Origin of the sequence: Kineococcus vitellinus (assembly GCF_009906315.1) — a bacterium.
GTDB classification, from domain to species: domain Bacteria; phylum Actinomycetota; class Actinomycetes; order Actinomycetales; family Kineococcaceae; genus Kineococcus; species Kineococcus vitellinus.
The window spans coordinates 15,918-32,556 of record NZ_JAAALL010000012.1 but is presented as its reverse complement, the minus strand read 5'-3'; the positions used below and the strand labels follow the sequence as shown (position 1 = coordinate 32,556).

Genomic DNA, 16,639 nt, shown 5'->3' with positions numbered 1-16,639 from the left:
CGATTACGCCTGGACGAACGGGATCAGGAGCGCGTTGACCTCGTCGGCGTGGGTCCACAGCATCCCGTGTGGGGCGCCCTCGATCTCGTGGTACTCCGCCTCGGGGAAGGCGGCGCGGAAGGGGCGCCCGGTGGCGTCGATGGGCAGGGTGCGGTCCGCCGTGCCGTGGACGATGAGGGTGGGCTTGCCGCCGGCGCGCACGGCGGCGACGTCGGCGGTGAAGTCCTCGACCCAGGTGGGGACGACGGCGTGGGCGGCGACCGGGGCGCTGGCGGTGGCGGTGTTCCAGCTGGCGTCCACGGCCTGCTGGGAGATGCGGGTGCCGAGGTTCTCGTCGAGGTTGTAGAAGTCCTGGTAGAAGGCCGTGAACCAGGCGAAGCGGTCGGCCTTGGCCTGGGCCGCGATGCCGTCGAACAGCGACTGCGGCACGCCCTGGCCGAGCATCCCGGGTTCCAGGGAGGCGAGGAAGGCGAACTTCGCGATGCGCTCGGTGCCGAAGAGCTTGGCGTAGCGGGCGAGCTCGCCGGTGCCCATGGAGAACCCGACGAGGACGACGTCGGTGAGGTCCAGGGTGGTGAGGACGGCGTTCAGGTCGGCGGCGAAGGTGTCGTAGTCGTAGCCGGTCTCGACCTTGGAGGAGCGGCCGAACCCGCGGCGGTCGTAGGTGACGACCCGGTACCCGGCGGCGCGCAGCTCGCGGGCCTGGCGCTCCCAGGAGGACCCGTCGAGGGGGTAGCCGTGGATGAGGACGACGGCCTGGCCGGTTCCGTGGTCCTCGTAGTACAGCTCGATCGGGGTCGAGTTCTCCTGGCCGACGGTGATGGTGCCCATGGTCGTCTCCTCCTGGACCGGACCTGAGAACGGTCGTTCTCTGGCGATGGCCCTACAGTAGAGAACGGCGGTTCTCGATGCAACCCCCGGGAGGGCAACGATGGCGAGCGACGTGGCGGCGGACCGGACCCGTGTCCTGGAGGCGGCCGACCGGCTCTTCAACGCCCGCGGGGTCCAGGCCGTCGGCATGGACGCCGTGCGGGCGGCGGCGGGTGTCCCCCTGAAGCGCCTCTACGCGGCGTTCCCGTCCAAGGACGCCCTCGTGGTGGCCGTGCTGCACCGGCGCAGCGGCACCTGGGACGCGGGCATCGCCGCGGCGAGCGCCACCGCGGCCTCACCGCGCGAGCGCCTGCTGGCCGTCTACGACTTCCTGGGCGAGTGGTTCCGCAGCGACGACTTCCGCGGCTGCGCCTTCATCAACGCCTTCGGCGAGCTCGGCGGGGTCTCCCCCGCCGTGGCCGATGCCGTGCGCGTGCAGAAGGAGTCCTTCCAGCGCTACCTGGCCGGGCTCGTCGCCGAGCTCGGCGCCCCGCCGGCGCTGGCCACCCAGCTGGCGCTGCTGGCCGAGGGGGCGCAGACGACCGCGGCGATCGGGGGCTCCCCCGAGGCCGCCGCGCACGCCCGCGCGGCGGCCGGGACGCTCATCGACGCGGCGCTGGCCGTCCCGACAGCCTGACGTCGCCGCCCACCACCGACACATCGTCGACGTCGAGCCCGACCGCGGCGGCGATCGCCGTGATCCCGGTGCCCGCGAGCGCGGCCGTCTGATCACGGTCGGCAGTCAGCGCCAGTTCGGGTTCAACGTCAAGGACGTCATCGGGTCGGCCATCCACGCGTCGAACTCGTCCACCGTCACGAACAGCGGCTGCCCGGTGAAGCAGCGTGCCACCTCCGCGAGCCGCTTGAGCGCCTCGTCGGGGCCGGCGCTCGTGACCGCGATCAGGGCGTCGTCCAGCAGGGGCCCGACGGTGGCACTCACGTAGGTGTTGCGCTCCTCCCCCAGCGCCCGCTCCGCCTCCCCGAGCAGGATCGCGGTGGCGAGCGCGGAGGCGGTCTCGTCCTCCAGGGCCGCGAGGAGCTCGGCGTCGAGGTCCTCCCCGGCGGCGAGCTCGGCGCGGACCGCGGCGCTCGCGGCGCGCAGGCCCTGGCTGATCAACGTCGCCGCGGTTTGCCCCACCACCGCCCCGACGAGCCCGCCGACGACCGGGACCGGGATCACCGTCTGCCCCAGCCCGCCGCACACCCCCACCAGCGTCGCCTGCAGCGCGCAGTCGCAGCAGCGCGCAGCCAGCTCGGCGGAGTCGATGTCGCCGCGGGCGAAGGCGACCCCGGCGGCGGTGATGTCCACGACCGCTCCCGCCATCGCCGACGGCACCGAACCCTGCCCGAACGCGGCGGGCAGGGCGCCGGCCTGGGCGGCGATCCCGATGGCCTTGCCCAGCCCCGCCCCGGAGGCCGAGCGCACCGCGCCCATCGCCGCCGCCCCGGCGGCGGTCGCGGCGGCCGCCGCGGCGGAGGTCTCCCCCGCGCGGACCCGGGCGGCCTGGGTCGCGGCCTCCATCAGCCCCGCCACGGCGGCACCGGTGGCGGCCCCGAACGCCATCGCCGCGCCGATCTCGTGGGAGGCGACGGAAGCGGCGTGCTTGTCCCCCCACCGAGAGGGGTTGGTGGCGGCGTGGTGGGCCTGCTCGGTGGACACCGGGCGGCTGCTCACGGTGGTGGCGTTCCCGACAGTGCCGGTGGTGTCCGTGGTGTCGAGGTGCAGGGTGTCGGTGACGTGGGCGCGGGCGTCGACGTAGTCGTCGAACTTCAAGCCCTCCGGGTTCATCTGCAGCCGCCGATCCAGCAGGTCCTCCACCCGGGCGAGCTTGTCGGCGCCGATGAGGCGCTGCATCCCCTCGTAGCGCTCGTGGGAGATGCCGCTGGCGGCGGTCGTCGCCTTCCCCATCAGCTTCGCCTGGGCCGCGGCCAGCAGCCGCCCACCCTCGTCCCTGATGTGCAGGTCCGCGGGTGCGCTCTGCGAGCCACCCTTGACCCACTCGGTGGTGGAGGCGCGGATCCTCGAGCCCTTAGCGATGGCGTCGTGGTTGAAGGTCGCCTCGTGCATGACCTCGAAGAGGTGCCCGGCGCGCTGAGGGATCCCGAGGTTGCTGTAGCGCTGGGCGACCTGCTGGGCGAGCTCCCGGATCCGCAGAGCCTCCGCGGTCTGGGCGGCGTGGCGGCGGGTGGCGGCGTTCACCAGCGTCCACGCCGCCGTTTGTGCCCCCACCTTCGCCGCGGCCTTCGCTGCGGCGCCCGCTGCCGCCCCGGCTGCGGCCTCCGCTCCAGCCTGTACCCCAGCTCGTGCCGCAGCCCGCCAGGCCCGGCGAGCGCGCCGGCCCGACACACCGGGTTCTTCGGGGCCACCAGAAGCGTCAGGCTCGCTGGACTCCGGGAAGTCAGCCCCCGAGGCTTCGACACGTTGTGGCGCCTCGACGCTTTCGTCGGGGTCTTCAGCCATGCCCTCGCTCATGACGCCGCTCCCGGCCTCGGCCAGGAGGCCGCTTCGGCGGCAGCGTCTGCGGCGGTGTCTGCGGCGGCGGCGTGCTCGTCTGCACGGTCAGCGGCGAGGTCCTGCAGGCGCTGGCGGGCGTCGTCGACGACCTGACCCGACAGGTCGCTCACCACCCCGTGCTCGTCCGCCAGTGCGGTGGCCATCACCGAGATCGTCGTCGTCATCAGCGAGACCGTCGTCGCGAACTGGGCCCGCTGGTCGGGGGTGTAGAGCGCGTAGTCCGCCTCAGCGTCGACGAGGCTCCTCAGCTTTTCGAGGTGGTCGCCGGCCTCGGCCTGCAGGTCGGTGAGCAGGGTGCGGACCTGGCGGCTGCGGCGGATCACCGCGGCGGTGTTGTCCTCGGCCCTGGCCAGGTCGACCTCGGCCTGCGTGAGCTCCTCCGCGGTCTCCCGCTGGCGGCGGTGGTGACGTCGCCCCTGCCAGATCAGCACCCCGGCGGTGGCGAGGATCGCCGGTGCAGCCACCAGACCGCCGAGGACGATCGTTCCGCCGGCCACGCCGTACCCGCCGGCGGCCAGCGACCCACCACCGAGCCACGCCAGGGTGGCGCTGGAAGCCGCCGCCCCGGACAACGCCGAGATCGAGGTCCCGGTGGAGGCGGCGGCGAAGGCGGTGACCGCGGCGACGGTGCCCACGCCGGCCCCGGCCCCAGCACCCAGCCCGCCGGCCAGCGCCCCGACGGTCTGCAGGGCGCTCAGGCGCACCTGGGTGACCTCCACCTGTGGGGTGTGCCCGGCACTGGGCAGGTCGATGCTGGCCAGCTCGGCGAGGTCGATGTTCTTCAGCCGGGCGAAGACGTCGCGGAAGGGCACCAGGACCTGCTCGTAGACCTCCCGACGCCGCTGCTCCTGCGCCTGCCGCTCCCGCTCCGCGCGCTTCTGCAGGGCGGTCTGGCGGTCCTCGAGCTCCTCCTGCTGGCTGCGGTTGGCGCGCGCCAACCGGGCCGCCTCCACCCAGGCGATGCCCACGACGTCGTCCCCCGATCTGCTGCCCGTGCTCCGGTGCGCCCTGGTGCAGCGGTCCAGACCGGGCTGCTTTCAGCATGCCCCGCCCCCACGACACGCTGCCACCGCTTCGATACAGAGAGCGACATGGGCTCCGGCGGGGCCTGATCCGCGCGGTGGCCTCAGGGCCACCGGCTGCTCATGAGCGGGTCCCGGGTTGGATCGGCCCCGGCATGGCTGCGGCCCGGCTGTGACACGGCTGCGACATGGCACAGCGCGGCCACCGCGTGGCGACATCTCGTGGCGTGGCGCGGGCATGCGTGTGGTCCTGGCGTGGTTGAGTACGGCGCCCTGCTGAGACGGCGGCCTGGGGAAGCCGGGCCGACCTCGGGGCGGACAGCGCAGAACGTGACGAGAGGTACCGATGGCGACCGACTACGACGCCCCACGCAAGACCGGTGAGGACTCGGACACCGACTCCATCGAGGAGCTGAAGTCCCACCGCGCGGACGGGACGTCGTCCGCCCGCGTCGATGAGGACGAGGCCGAAGCCGCGGAAGGATTCGAGCCGCCTGGAGCAGACCTGTCGGGTGAGGAGCTGTCGGTGCGGGTGCTGCCGCGCCAGCAGGACGAGTTCACCTGCACCAGCTGCTTCCTGGTCAAGCACCGCAACCAGCTGCACGCCGCGCAGAGCGGCGGCGACGGTCAGCTGATCTGCAACGAGTGCGCCGACCGACACGCCGCCTCGGTCGGCTGACCCGATCGGCTTCGGTCGCTCGTCACCTTCAGCCGCTCGTCACGACAACGCCCGGATCGGCGAGTGACGTCGGCGGTGCCATGCACCGAGGACGAGGGAGGTGGCGCTGAGGGCGGCGGCGACGACGAGCCAGATGACGTCGTCGAGGATGCTGCCGCTGGTCCCGGTCACGTCGGCGCGGACGCCGCCCTGGTGGGTCAGCACGATCCAGACCGCGGCGAGCCCGGCGCCGGCCAGGGCGAGCAGGACCGTTGCCGGTCGCCGTGGTGGTGTGATCAGGGCGAACACGACGGCGATCACGACGGTGACACCCCCTGCCATCGGGCAGGCCAGGGTGAGCAATGCCGAGAAGGAGTCCACACCGTCAGCACCGTCGGGAACGGGTGCAGCCGCGGCACCCACTCCTGATCTTCACCGGGTCCGCTGACCGGGGACACGGGCGCCGAGGGGTGACCCTCACGGCGTGGCGTGCAGCTGGAGGGCGCGGACGCCGAGCCCGCGCGGGCCGGTGCGGCGCACCTGCCCGGTGACCGGCGGCAGCGATGCCCGGTGCAGCAGGTGGTGGCTGGTGGCTTCCTGCGCGTCGGCGACGACGGTGACGTCCACGCAGCCGGTGCCGTCGTCCAGGGTCAGGAACGCCACCCGCCGCCCGGAGCGCACCGGCGGGGTCCGGGTCGCCACCCGTACCCCGGCGACGAGGACGTCGACGTCGGTGCGCACCTCCAGCAGCCGCTCGGCCGGGGTGCAGCCGCGCCGGCGCAGCTCAGGCAGGTGCGGGGTGAGGACGTGCTGCTGCAGGTCCATCCCGGTGCTGGCTAGGCCGTGTCCTGCCGATCATGGTGACCGTGACGTCATGATCGCGGACACGGGAAGGGGGCACGGGGCGACCTGCGCTGCCGCGGTCGACGTCGTCTGTGTCAGCATGGGGCTGCTGGCGCTGGACTCCTTCCTGGGGAACCCCGCTGGCTCGACTGTGCGCAGGGCTTTCGGCCTGGTGCTGGCCCGACAGCTGTAGCTGTCGCTCACCCGCCAGGCTGGCGAGGTCCTGCGCCTGGAGGTAGCACCATGCGCATGATGACCGAGCACGACCTCTCGCCCCGGCCGCCGTCGCCGTGGACGGGATCTGCGTACCAGACCCGGCACCGGTGGCAGCTGGACTCCGCGATCGGCTTGACCCAGGCCGTGACGCTGCTGCGGGAGCTGGCGGCGAAGCTCACCGCCGCGCACACCGCAGGCTGGTGGCTGGTGGAACCGATGCGCAGCGGTCACCTGGTGGCTGCCCGTGCGTCCCGGCGACAGCGGGCGCGGCAGGCACCTGAGGACCTCAGCACCCCTGCGGCGGCGAGCCCGCCGACGCCAGCCCGGCGGCTGAGGCTGATCCATGATCCTCCCCTGGTGGACGAGGCGGTCTTCGACATCGCTGCGGCACCCGGGACTGCGGTCCTGCTCTGCACGGCACGGTCGCTGGAGCAGGTCAGCGGCCCCGCGGTCCCCGCCGACGTCCTCGCCGAGATAGCCCCGCAGGTGAGGCCCGCAGACGTCGCCGCAGCCCGGTGGGGTGTCAGCACGGCACGCGTCGGGATCGGGCTCGACCTGGTCGCCGAGGGCAGCGCGCTGCGGCTGCACGCCGTCGTCCACGGCGCCCTCGTCCGGACCCGGGAGGTGCTGCCCTTCCAGCACGCTGCCGATGGAGCCGCGAGCCTGCTGCAGGCCGCAGCCGCCTACCAGGAGCTCGCGGACGAGGCGGAGGCGATGGCCATAGCCGGTGGCCGGCTGAGCAGCTGCGATGACGGATTCCTGCACGTCGACTACGACGAGAGGTCGCGTTGATGCGGCCCGACGCAGGGCGCGAAGTCACCTTCTCCGCCCACGACGGCACCCGCCTCGCCTACCGCCTCGTGGGCCATGGTGCCCCGCTGGTCTGCCTTCCCGGCGGACCGATGCAGGACTCGAGCTACCTCGGCGGCCTCGGTGGGCTGTCCGCCCACCGGCAGCTGGTGCTGCTGGATCTGCGGGGAACCGGCCGCTCGGCGACCCCGCAGGACGTCACCTCCTGCCGCTGCGACCGCCTCGTCGACGACGTCGACGCCCTGCGCGCGCACCTTCGGCTCGACCGGGTCGATCTGCTCGCGCACTGCGCCGGCGCCAACCTCGCGGTGCTCTACGCGCAGCACCACCCCGAGCGGGTCGGGAAGCTGGCTCTGATCACGCCGAGCGTCGCGGCCGTCGGCGTCCCCGTCACCGGCCAGGACCGACTGGCGGTGGCCCGGCTCCGTCGAGACGAGCCGTGGTTTACCGCCACCTTTACAGCCCTCGAAGCGGTCGTCGCAGGCCGCGCAGACGCCGCCGCCTTCGAGGCGATCGCCCCGTTCTGGTACGGCCGCTGGGACGAGCGGGCTCAGGCCCTGCATGCGGCGCAGCAGGTGCAGCGCAACCGCGAGGCCGCTGGCATCTTCGGTGCTGGCGGCGCCTTCGATCCGCCAGCCACCCGCGCCGCGATGACGGCGTTCACCTCCCCGGTGCTGCTGCTGGCGGGGGAGGTCGACGTGAACTCCCCTCCTGAGGCGATGGCCAGGCTCGCCGGTCTCTTCCCGCGCTGCGAGCTGGTCATTCAGGCCGCAGCCGGGCACTTTCCCTGGCTCGACGACGCCGAGCAGTTCCTGTCCCTGACCACGCCGTACTTGCGATGAACCGTCAGCAGACACGTTCGGACCCGGGCCACATCCAGCCTCATCCAGCCTCGGAGCGCCCGAACCGCCGACCCCGGCGCCCAGCGTGGTGCGCTGAGTCGGCGGGCACCTCGTGAGCTCAGCGATGCCATGGGGGCACGGATTTAGCCCCTGCTGCCTGCGACCGGGCGCCGGGGAGCACGCTGGTGAGACCGCCGCCAAGTGCTCAACGCCATCCTCTGGAAGCTGTGGACCAGAGCGCCTCGGCGGGAAGTGCCCCGACGCTACGGTTCCTGGAAGAGGCACACGAACGGCTACGCAGGTGGACCGCTGACGGCACCCGGCAGCGCCTCCGCGCCAGCCTCATCACCACACCCGGTTCTGCCGCTGCCGACGGCGCGCTTCGCCCACCACGCACGGACACGGTCCTCAGCATCGACTCCACCCATGTCCGAGCCCACCACCACGCCGCCGATGCCCGCAAAAAGGCGTGTGCAGCCTGGATCGAAGCCCTGGCCGTTGAGGGAGAGTGCATGGGCCGTTCACGCGGCGACCTGACCTCAAAGCTGCACCTAGCCGTCGATGCGGACGCTCTGCCGCTGGCCGTGCTCCTCACCCCCGGCTAGGCCGGGGACAACCCCCAGCTCCTACCGCTGCTGGACGCCTTGGCCGACCTCCACGTCAGCGGCCGCCGCCTGTGCGTCGAGCGGGTGATCGCCGCTCCCCCGCAAGCGGGCGGTACCTCCAGGCCTACGCCCACCGCCCCACTCGAGAGGCGCTGCGCCGCCGAGGCGTCAAAGCCACCATCCCTCAGAAGAGCGACCAGATCTCCCGCCGTAAGGCGAAGGGATCAGCAGGCGGGCGTCAACCGGCCTTCGATGCCGACATCCACCGCCCATGCAACGTCGTCGAGCGCTGCATCGACCGCCTCAAGCAGTTCCGCGCCATCGCCACCCGCTACGCCAAGCGTGCCGCCTACTTCCACAGCGAGGTGATCATCACCTGCGTCACGCTGCACTTGCAGTGATCTACAGGACATGTCCTAGAACGGTATGGACCACCCTCGCCATCATAGACGGCTCCCGGCCTAGGTGAACGACCTCGGCGGTGAGGTAGACAGTCCCACCCGACCATCGCGGTGGCGTAGCCGGGCCGCTGGCAGGCGATGACTTGAGACTCGGAGGAGTATCTACTGGGAGCGGCAGGGTTGCTCAGCACCTTCTCAGTGCGAGCACCCAGCGTCGCGGTGGTCAAGCAACTTCGCGTGTCGGCCGCCGCGGGTGCAGAAGGTGTGCCGACTGTGAGCGCCGTAGCGGTCAACAATCTCACTGAGAAGGCGCGCACCAGGGATTACAGCATCAGCGCAGTTCCCTTGCTGTCAGCAGTGCTCGCTGGGACTGTTGTAGGTGACACCGCTGATGGCGCCGCCCCAGCGGATGCAGCCAGGCGAGGAGCGCGTGACTGGGCCTGCATAAGAGGTGAAGGAACCAGAGTCGGTCGAGCGCTTGCTCCCCGCCGGCTCAAGGTAAGCACTTGTCGCGCTGGATGCACTACGGTTGCGATGCTTCACAGTGACGACGCAATTGTTGGACGTGGAGGCGTTCCACGCGAGGTAAACGGTTCCTTGGTGGACGCCTGCCGAGCCGCGCAGATAGGCCCAGTCGATCGCCCTGAAGCCAGGACCGCACAATTGCTCTGGATCGTTGCAGTTGCGCGAAGTGATGCTCTGCTCGGGATAGGCGAATTGGGTGCCATCGAATCGGACAGGCTCGACGCTTCCCGGGTAGGATCCGTCGTTGCGCAGCTCGAAGTGGAGGTGCGGTGAGATTGCGTTACCGGGCTTGCTGGTGTTGCCGAGCTCTCCGATTTTCTGCCCCTGTTTCACTGTCGTGCCGGCGCGAACGGAAATGCTACGCAGGTGAGCGTAGTAGGTGTACCAACCGTTTCCATGATCAATCTTGACGAGGTTGCCGTACCCGTTAGCGCTTCCCTGGTGAGCGGCGGTGACGACTCGACCGCGGGCGGCGGCGACGATGGTGTCGCCAAGGTCAGCGGTCGCGCTGGCGCCTCGATTGAAGTCGATCTCGTGAGTTCCTGCGTGAGCGCTGCTGTTGTCGGAGTCACCCCTCCAAGATTGCCCACACGGGAAGGGGGCTTGCATCAGGGGACGCTGGCCGGAGGCTGCGGCGGGAGCAGCTTGCACGGCGAGGCAGGCTGTGACCGCGGCGATTGTGGAGATGAGCAGTCTTGCTGTACGCATCGGGTGTCCTTCGTCGTCGGGTCATGTGTGATGCGCCCTCTGGCGCCGGTTGCGCTCTACGCGCTGTAACGCGCACATGCACTGCTGCACGGCATTGGTTGGTCAGTCACAGGCAATTGACGAACGGTGGACGAGCTGTCGTGCCGTCTCTATCTGATGCAAGGTAAGTCTCTGCCTCGCGGGTGCAGCTGGGTGCGGCCCTGCACGTGCTCGAACGCCAAGGCAGCAGTCGGAACGGCTTCTCTGCGTGAAGTTCGTATTTCTGCACCGACCGCTTCGGCACCGCAGCACAAGAAGTACAGTGCCGCTCGCCCGAAGACATTCTTTCATGCATTGAGCTATGACTGTTGTCGCTACGGCCAGCACGGCGGGCGACCTTGTTCCGCGCATGGTGACGTTCTCCGTTTGTGACGCGGATCGGGGCGCTACCGTCACCAAGGTGGAGGGTCGGCGCGCGGTCGCGTCAGCGACGTTGCTGTCCATCCCCGCACGGTGCTGGCCGGCTATCACGCAAGATGTCCTTTCACCACATCAGACCGCTGCCCGATCGCGGCCCTAGGGGCGACTCCTGCGTCCGGGTTCTCACGCGCCGGCCGCCGTAGTTGTCATGAGTACTGCTGAACTGGATCCTGTGAGCCAAGGTGAAGCGATTGGTTACCAGCTTCGCCGGGGACGTCGGGCCTGGCAGTCCATGGGCATCCAGAGCCTGGTAGCGCAGTGATGCCTGGAAGGTGGCGTAGGCGGCACGTGCACTGGCGGCTGGCGTGTCGGACGTCGGCTGAAAGGCGGTGCTCGTGCGTGTGAGGTCGTCAGCGGTGCGCCGCCTGGATGCCTCAGCGGTGGACATGCAGGAAGCATGGCGCCGCTCGCCGGACCTGTCAGGGGCAGCGGCTGCCCCTGCGGTGGTTGCGCATGTCCAGCCGGCAGTCAGCCAGCCGGCACTGCAGCCGCGTGGTGGTGGAGTGCAAGGCGGATGCACGTTAAGAATGCTCGCGCGGACGGCATGGCGAGCGTGCGAGACAGTCGGGCGGCGTCGTCGGCGACCTGCGTCAGTGGGCACCTGTACTCGGTGATCGACTGTTCATTCGTCGACGTGGCGGTGGGCTCTTGGGTGGGACGAGCTCACAGGCACCCTTGTCGTTGTGTGCTGTCCCGCAGCAGCCAGCGGGTGTCGCCTTGGTCTCTCATGGAGGCCCGCCAGCTGATGCACCCGTCGTGGGAGGGCACCACGACCGGTCCCGCATCGATGGGGTAGGAGTTCCAGTCGTGGTCGCAGGAGTTGGCGTCGCCGCACAGGGTGATCGCCAAGTGCGTGGGGACACCGCGCATCTCACTGTTGTCCGCCTTGACCAGCTTGGCGCAGGCTTGCTGCAGGGTCGGGCTGTAGTAGGTCTGGATCCGGGCGATGACGGTACCGTCGATGATGAAGGAGTGATCGCCGGTGGACGTAGCGCCCCTGACTGCGTCGGAGCACCGGCCGGCCTTGGTGGAGGGCAGCAGCACCGGCGTGTCGTCCTCGGCGATGTCGGGAGGAGCCAAGCGGGCGTCGGGTAGCTGAGCGGCAGTGACCGGCGGGCTTCCCGTGTTCTCTGCGGCAGCGGGCGCGGACGTCGCCGGGGTGCTCGCCGCGGCTGGAGGTGTCGTCGCTGAAGGTGTCGTCGCCGCACGGTTCGGGGCGACCTTGAGGTTGGTGACGTCCCCGTCCATCGCAAGCACGGTGATCAGCACGGCGATGATGACACCGGCGCTGAGCGCACCCGCCCGCAGGGTGCGCCACCGAGGACGTGCGGGTCGCTCATCGCGCTCCCGCGCCGGCACCTCTTCGCTGCCCGTGGTATCCGTGGTGCCCGTCTGGCTCGTCGGTGTGCTCGAGGGCGCAGGAAGGGGAGGCACCAGGCGATGCCCCAGCGCACCACAGGCCTGCCGGAACATCCGCTCGAAGGCACCGGCATCAGCTGGCCGGTCTGCAGGGTTTACCGACGCAGCCTCGGTCAGCAGCTGCTCCAAGGGCTCCGGCACGTCCGTGCCGATAATGGTGCGCAGTGTCTGCGCCGCGGCGTAGACGTCGGTGCGTCGGCTAGGACGCGTGGTGCCGTCGAGCAGCTCGGGGGCGAGGTAGCGGGGGGTGCCGGCGGCGTTGTCCTGGGTGAGGGCGGACAGGTCCAGGGCCAGACCGAGGTCGCACAGCTTGGCCCGCCCGTGCTCGGCCACCACATTGGCAGGTTTGACATCGCGGTGCACCATCTTCAGCTGGTGCATCGCGCTCAAGCCTGCCAAGAGGTCGGCACCGAGCACGAGCGCCTCCTCCAGCGGCACGGGCTGTCGTTGCTGCAGCTGCTCCAGCGATTCACCGTGTTGCTGCATGCCGATCCAAGGCAGCCCCCCACCGGGCTCCTCTGAGGCCCAGGTGTAGGTGACGATGTGCCAGCTCACCTGGTTCAGCGTGACGTGCTGGCGGATCTCGCGGCGAAAGCGTTGCCGCTCGGCGTCGTCGGTGAAGGGGCGTCGCCAGACCTTCAAGGCAAAGCTGCGCCCGTCCAGGACGTGCCTGGCCGGCCAGACGATCGCCGTGGCGCCCACTCCGAGGGGTGGGCCGGTGGCTTCGAAGTCGGCCGGCAGCCAGCCGACCTGCGGCGGCTGGGCGCTCAGCTGCTCCGTGGCGGGCGCGACGGGGGACTCATCGCGCTCGACCAGGGCGGGGGGTTCGTCGTGGACGGTCACGGACTCACCGTCGACCTCGTCCCCTCCGCGTGCGCCGGCGCCGTCACGCCCGCTCACCCGTGCTCCTCCGCCGCGGTGGTCTGCGCGGTGCGGGAGCGGGGTGCGGTGAGCTTGTTGCGGGTCACGAGGGTGCGCGCGACGGCCTGGGTGAGGGTCTCCTGGGGCAGGCGGCCACCGGGCAGTGCCTGGATCTGCGGGCGGTAGTGCTCGCAGAGCTCCTGCACCCGCCGACGCGCCACCCGATCGCTCCAGCCGGTGCGTTCGGCGATCTGCGCGTACGTGGCCGGCGCCGCCTGCCCGGCGAGCAGGGGCGCGCACAGGGCCTCGGCGGCCTGACGGTGGCGGTCGGGGATGTCGTCGATGCGCAGTGTCAGGGCAGCGCCGAGCAGCTCACCGTGCTCGGGCTCGAGGGGTCGCAGCTGCTCGATGCTCAGCGACCACGCTCCTGTGCTGGGGGCGCTGACGGTACCGGTCGGCAGCGGCACTGAGCAGGCGTGGCCGGGCTCGTCGCCGACGCGCGGGGGCAGCAGCTGGCTGCCCGACGTGCCGGCGACCACCAGCTCGTGCGCGGTGGACAGGTTGCGCACCCACATCTGCCGGCCGGTGCACCACAGCTCGCCGGCGACCTTCGAGAGCGAGTGGCCGTTGATCTGCTCCCACACCGGGATCTGGCACGCGGCGTCGTCGCGCCCGAAGCGCATGCGTGTCCCGCTGGCGAAGGAGTGCGGTTCCTCGTCGGCGTAGCGCACCTGGAAGCTCGCGGCGAGCGGTGCCTGCGGTGCCTGCGCTGCCTGCGCTGCCTGCGCTGCGTGCGGTGTGTGATCGCCGTTCGGTGTTGAGGGGGCAGCCCCTGCCCTGCTGCGAGCGCTGCTTCGAGACCAGGCTGACATCGCCACCTCCACCGACCGCGCCACCACTGAGCCCCTCAAGGACCTGCCGCCCGCACGCCCAGGCAGCGGTCAGTGTGCCCGACCCCGTCGCTGACGGCTAGCGCCAACGCACACACCGTGCGCCCGCTCGCCCACACCACCCCGGAGACCACCATGATCACATCCCCGGTGACCGCCCACCGGACCTCCCCTCGCAGCGCCCTGCGCCCCGTGCTCCGCGTCCTGCTCCCCACCCGCAGCCCGGACCGGGACCGTCAGCAGGACCGCCAGCAGGACCGCCAGGTGAAGCCGGTACGACGCCTGCGCCCAGTGCTGCGCGGCCTGGGCGGACTGGGCGGTGTCCTCCTGCTCAGCGGCGCCGCGCTCAGCGCCGCACCGAGCGCTGCGCACGCGCAGAGCTTCACCACCGAGCAGGTCAAGGTGGCGCACGTGGTCCGCGATGCCGGACGTGCCGTGCACGCCTCAGATCGAGCCGTCCTGGCGGCCCTGGAGACCGTCATCGTCGAGTCCAACGTGCGCGCCAACCCCCAACCGTGCGAGGGCGACCACGACTCGGCCGGCGCCTTCCAGCAGCGCCGGGTGTGGGTGCCGGCCGGTCAGCGCCCCAGCGCCGGTGGTTGGTGCGTTCCCGGCAAGGACCCCCGCCTGAACGTCAAGTGGGCCGCGCAGCACTTCTACACCGGCTCCCCCGGTGTGCAGGGGGCCATCGCCCTCGACAAGCGCGGCATCGACCCGTGGGGGCAGAAGATCCGCACCGCCGGGGACCTCGCGCAGGCCACGCAGCGCTCCGCCTTCCCCGATCGCTACGACGAGCGAGAGGGTGATGCGCGCGCGTTGTTGAAGCTGCTCGGCCAGGGCGGTCCGGTCAACCCCTACAGCCCCGAGGAAGTCTGCGGCGCAGGCTTCCAGGTCATCGACTCCGCCGACGTCGGCGGGCGGGGAACGGTCTACCTGCTCTGGAACGCCGGCGCGCGGCAGAACTGCGTGGTGACGCTGAAGGCGCGTGATCTCGGCAAGGTGACGTCCACCAGCGCCTACCTGCAGGTGAGAGGTCAGACGGTCGCCACCAACTCCGGATCCTTCAAGTACTACGCCGGACCTGTCAGCAAGGTGGCCCCTGGCTGCATCAAGTGGGGCGGCTCGATCGACGGGATCAAAGCCGGCGCGTCGGCCTGGGAGCACTGTGGTAGCTGAGCAGAGCTTTCCACGGTGCAGTCGTGGTAGGGCTAGCTGTACTGACCACGCACGTTGGTGACACGCCGGGGGCCGTCGGGTCCGTGACGTAGCGAAGACCTCCGAGTGAGGTGTGGAGCTGTCTGACGGCATCCGCACCGATCACCCGGAGGTCTTCGTGCCCCACGCTAATGCGCCCTTGAGCGAGCTCGGAAGGCTGCGCCTTGCCCGCTGCGTCGTCGAAGACGGCTGGCCGCTGCGCCGAGCCGCCGAGCGCTTCCAGGTCTCGGTGAGCACCGCCGCGCGCTGGGCCGGGCGCTACCGCCAGCTCGGCGAAGCAGGCGTGAGTGACCGGTCCTCGCGTCCCCACCGCAGCCCACGCCGGACCCGGCCGCGGATCGTCAAGCGGATCAAGCACCTGCGCACCAGTCGTGGGTGGGGCCCAGCCCGCATCGGCCCCAAGTTGGGCCTGCCCGTCTCCACCGTCGCGAAGGTCATCCACCGCGAGGGGCTGCCACGCCTGAGCGATGTCGACCTGGCCACCCGCCAGGCGCTGCGCCGGTCGGTGCGCCGCTACGAGCACGCCGCACCAGGCGATCTGGTCCACGTCGACGTCAAGAAGCTGGGCAACATCCCCGACGGTGGTGGGCACCGCGTCCACGGCCGCAGCAGCGCGGTTCGCGCCCGCAGCCGCCCGCAGGCTCTGGGCTACGCCTGGCTGCACACCGCGCTGGACGACCACTCCCGCCTGGCCTACACCGAGGTCCTCGGTGACGAGAAGGCCAGCACCACCGCCGGCTTCTGGGCCCGTGCTGCGGCCTGGTTCACCGACTGCGGTATCCGCGTTCAACGGGTCTTGACCGACAACGGCCCCAACTACCGCTCGCGCGACTTCGCCGCCGCGCTGGCAGCCACTGGCACCGTCCACAAGCGCACCCGCCCCTACCGCCCGCAGACCAACGGCAAGGTCGAGCGCTTCCACCGCACCCTGGCCACCGAGTGGGCCTACGCCCGCCCCTACGCCAGCGAGTCCCAGCGGCGGGCGGCCTTGCCGAACTGGCTGCACCTCTACAACCATCACCGCCACCACACCGCGCTCGGCGGGCTACCGCCCGCCTCGCGCGTTACCAACCTCAGTGGCCAGTACAGCTAGCGCTCCCACGACTGCACCGTGGATGCAGGTGGCGTGCCCGGGCACCAGCGAGCTCGCTGGTGCCCGGGTGATTCGCTCAGGTGGACGGCGCTGCAAGCCGGCGGTGTCAGGGCTGCGGCGCTTCCCCGCCCTCGCTGCTCGGGCGTGCGGTTCGGCGCAACGGGTCAGGAGTGTCGCTGCGCGCTCCCCCAGCCGCCCGCTCGTTCCTCGCGGCACGGTGACCGCTCATGAGACGGCGCAGCTCTTCAGCGCACTCTGACGGATGTCACCGGCCTGGACGCCCTGCCCGTCGCCGCAGGCTCGACCGGCGCGCAGGCCGAGGCCGTGCACGCGGCACGCAGACGTAGATCGGCTGGATGGATGGTGACGACAGCACCTCCTTCACCAATGTCACCGGCAACGCCCTGGCGGCGGCGCTGAGGCACCACAGCAGCCGCGACCTGCTGCTCGTCCCGCCCCACAGCGGCACCTGGACCGAGGGCGACCTCACCACGAGCCACTCCAGCCCTCGTACCGATCCCCTCACCGACCACGCCGCAGGCCGCCTGCTCGTCAGCGGAACCCTCGACCTCGACATCAGCGATCGCATCATCGACGAGGGTGGGCCGTGTGCTCGACAAGGCCACCTGCAACGACGCCGAGCACGCAGGCACTCTGGTCATGCAGGCGTTCCTCGGCTGGGACCAG

Annotated in this window: 14 protein-coding genes and 1 pseudogene; 7 read left to right on the top strand and 8 right to left on the bottom strand. The window is 71.0% G+C overall.

Features of this window, described 5'->3' with window-relative positions; all coding sequences use genetic code 11:
- Positions 1–3: 3 nt before the first annotated feature.
- On the bottom strand, positions 4–831 hold the full coding sequence (locus tag GTQ99_RS02485; RefSeq protein ID WP_166614158.1) for an alpha/beta fold hydrolase: 828 nt from the start codon (positions 829–831) through the stop codon (positions 4–6).
- A gap of 100 nt (positions 832–931) precedes the next feature.
- On the opposite strand from GTQ99_RS02485, the gene GTQ99_RS02480 reads away from it, so the two are divergent.
- Positions 932–1,507 (top strand): TetR/AcrR family transcriptional regulator, encoded by a 576-nt coding sequence (locus tag GTQ99_RS02480; protein WP_166614157.1) that lies wholly within the window; start codon positions 932–934, stop codon positions 1,505–1,507.
- A gap of 105 nt (positions 1,508–1,612) precedes the next feature.
- Here the strand turns inward: GTQ99_RS02480 and GTQ99_RS02475 are convergent, their stop codons facing one another.
- Positions 1,613–3,070, bottom strand: coding sequence for a hypothetical protein (locus tag GTQ99_RS02475; protein ID WP_166614156.1), 1,458 nt, complete (start codon positions 3,068–3,070; stop codon positions 1,613–1,615).
- Positions 3,071–3,339: 269 nt separating this feature from the next.
- Complete coding sequence (locus GTQ99_RS02470) at positions 3,340–4,353, bottom strand: hypothetical protein (RefSeq protein ID WP_166614155.1); 1,014 nt, start codon at positions 4,351–4,353, stop codon at positions 3,340–3,342.
- A 400-nt stretch (positions 4,354–4,753) separates the two neighbouring features.
- On the opposite strand from GTQ99_RS02470, the gene GTQ99_RS02465 reads away from it, so the two are divergent.
- Positions 4,754–5,086, top strand: a complete 333-nt coding sequence (locus GTQ99_RS02465; RefSeq protein ID WP_166614154.1) for a DUF4193 domain-containing protein — start codon at positions 4,754–4,756, stop codon at positions 5,084–5,086.
- Between the two features lie 39 nt (positions 5,087–5,125).
- Here GTQ99_RS02465 and GTQ99_RS02460 read toward each other — a convergent pair whose 3' ends face one another.
- Entirely contained in the window at positions 5,126–5,488 is a 363-nt protein-coding gene (locus GTQ99_RS02460; protein WP_240896625.1) for a hypothetical protein, read from the bottom strand.
- 54 nt (positions 5,489–5,542) lie between these two features.
- On the bottom strand, positions 5,543–5,890 hold the full coding sequence (locus GTQ99_RS02455) for an OB-fold nucleic acid binding domain-containing protein (RefSeq protein ID WP_240896624.1): 348 nt from the start codon (positions 5,888–5,890) through the stop codon (positions 5,543–5,545).
- Positions 5,891–6,160: 270 nt separating this feature from the next.
- Between GTQ99_RS02455 and GTQ99_RS02450 the strand changes: the two genes are divergently transcribed.
- The 3 genes and pseudogenes from GTQ99_RS02450 (at position 6,161) to GTQ99_RS27415 (ending at position 8,782) form a co-directional block, all read left to right on the top strand.
- Complete coding sequence (locus GTQ99_RS02450) at positions 6,161–6,916, top strand: hypothetical protein (RefSeq protein WP_166614153.1); 756 nt, start codon at positions 6,161–6,163, stop codon at positions 6,914–6,916.
- Positions 6,916–7,776 carry an alpha/beta fold hydrolase gene (locus GTQ99_RS02445; RefSeq protein ID WP_166614152.1) on the top strand — a complete coding sequence of 287 codons (861 nt, stop codon included), beginning with the start codon at positions 6,916–6,918 and terminating at the stop codon, positions 7,774–7,776. The genes GTQ99_RS02450 and GTQ99_RS02445 overlap by 1 nt, the downstream gene beginning before the upstream one ends.
- A 150-nt stretch (positions 7,777–7,926) precedes the next feature.
- Positions 7,927–8,782 (top strand): annotated as a pseudogene (locus GTQ99_RS27415) (IS5 family transposase).
- 351 nt (positions 8,783–9,133) lie between these two features.
- Here the strand turns inward: GTQ99_RS27415 and GTQ99_RS02435 are convergent.
- From GTQ99_RS02435 to GTQ99_RS02425, 3 genes are all read right to left on the bottom strand, one after another.
- A complete protein-coding gene (locus tag GTQ99_RS02435) occupies positions 9,134–9,916 on the bottom strand; it encodes a M23 family metallopeptidase (RefSeq protein ID WP_205706650.1) in 783 nt (260 codons plus the stop codon).
- Between the two features lie 1,221 nt (positions 9,917–11,137).
- Positions 11,138–12,736 (bottom strand): protein kinase domain-containing protein, encoded by a 1,599-nt coding sequence (locus GTQ99_RS02430; protein WP_166614150.1) that lies wholly within the window; start codon positions 12,734–12,736, stop codon positions 11,138–11,140.
- Positions 12,737–12,789: 53 nt separating this feature from the next.
- Complete coding sequence (locus GTQ99_RS02425) at positions 12,790–13,485, bottom strand: hypothetical protein (RefSeq protein ID WP_166614149.1); 696 nt, start codon at positions 13,483–13,485, stop codon at positions 12,790–12,792.
- 294 nt (positions 13,486–13,779) lie between these two features.
- Between GTQ99_RS02425 and GTQ99_RS02420 the strand changes: the two genes are divergently transcribed.
- A complete protein-coding gene (locus GTQ99_RS02420) occupies positions 13,780–14,820 on the top strand; it encodes a hypothetical protein (RefSeq protein ID WP_166614148.1) in 1,041 nt (346 codons plus the stop codon).
- A gap of 157 nt (positions 14,821–14,977) precedes the next feature.
- The gene (locus GTQ99_RS02415) at positions 14,978–15,952 is read left to right on the top strand and encodes an IS481 family transposase (protein ID WP_166614160.1); all 975 of its coding nucleotides are present in this window, start codon (positions 14,978–14,980) and stop codon (positions 15,950–15,952) included.
- The last annotated feature ends 687 nt before the right edge of the window (positions 15,953–16,639 follow it).

What these genes read in the sequence shown, in the direction of transcription:
- GTQ99_RS02480 (WP_166614157.1), top strand. Translation starts at nt 932, where the DNA reads ATGGCGAGCGACGTGGCGGCGGACCGGACCCGTGTCCTGGAGGCGGCC.
- GTQ99_RS02435 (WP_205706650.1), bottom strand. Translation starts at nt 9,916, where the DNA reads ATGCAAGCCCCCTTCCCGTGTGGGCAATCTTGGAGGGGTGACTCCGAC.
- GTQ99_RS02485 (WP_166614158.1), bottom strand. Translation starts at nt 831, where the DNA reads ATGGGCACCATCACCGTCGGCCAGGAGAACTCGACCCCGATCGAGCTG.
- GTQ99_RS02445 (WP_166614152.1), top strand. Translation starts at nt 6,916, where the DNA reads ATGCGGCCCGACGCAGGGCGCGAAGTCACCTTCTCCGCCCACGACGGC.
- GTQ99_RS02450 (WP_166614153.1), top strand. Translation starts at nt 6,161, where the DNA reads ATGACCGAGCACGACCTCTCGCCCCGGCCGCCGTCGCCGTGGACGGGA.
- GTQ99_RS02455 (WP_240896624.1), bottom strand. Translation starts at nt 5,890, where the DNA reads ATGGACCTGCAGCAGCACGTCCTCACCCCGCACCTGCCTGAGCTGCGC.
- GTQ99_RS02420 (WP_166614148.1), top strand. Translation starts at nt 13,780, where the DNA reads ATGATCACATCCCCGGTGACCGCCCACCGGACCTCCCCTCGCAGCGCC.
- GTQ99_RS02465 (WP_166614154.1), top strand. Translation starts at nt 4,754, where the DNA reads ATGGCGACCGACTACGACGCCCCACGCAAGACCGGTGAGGACTCGGAC.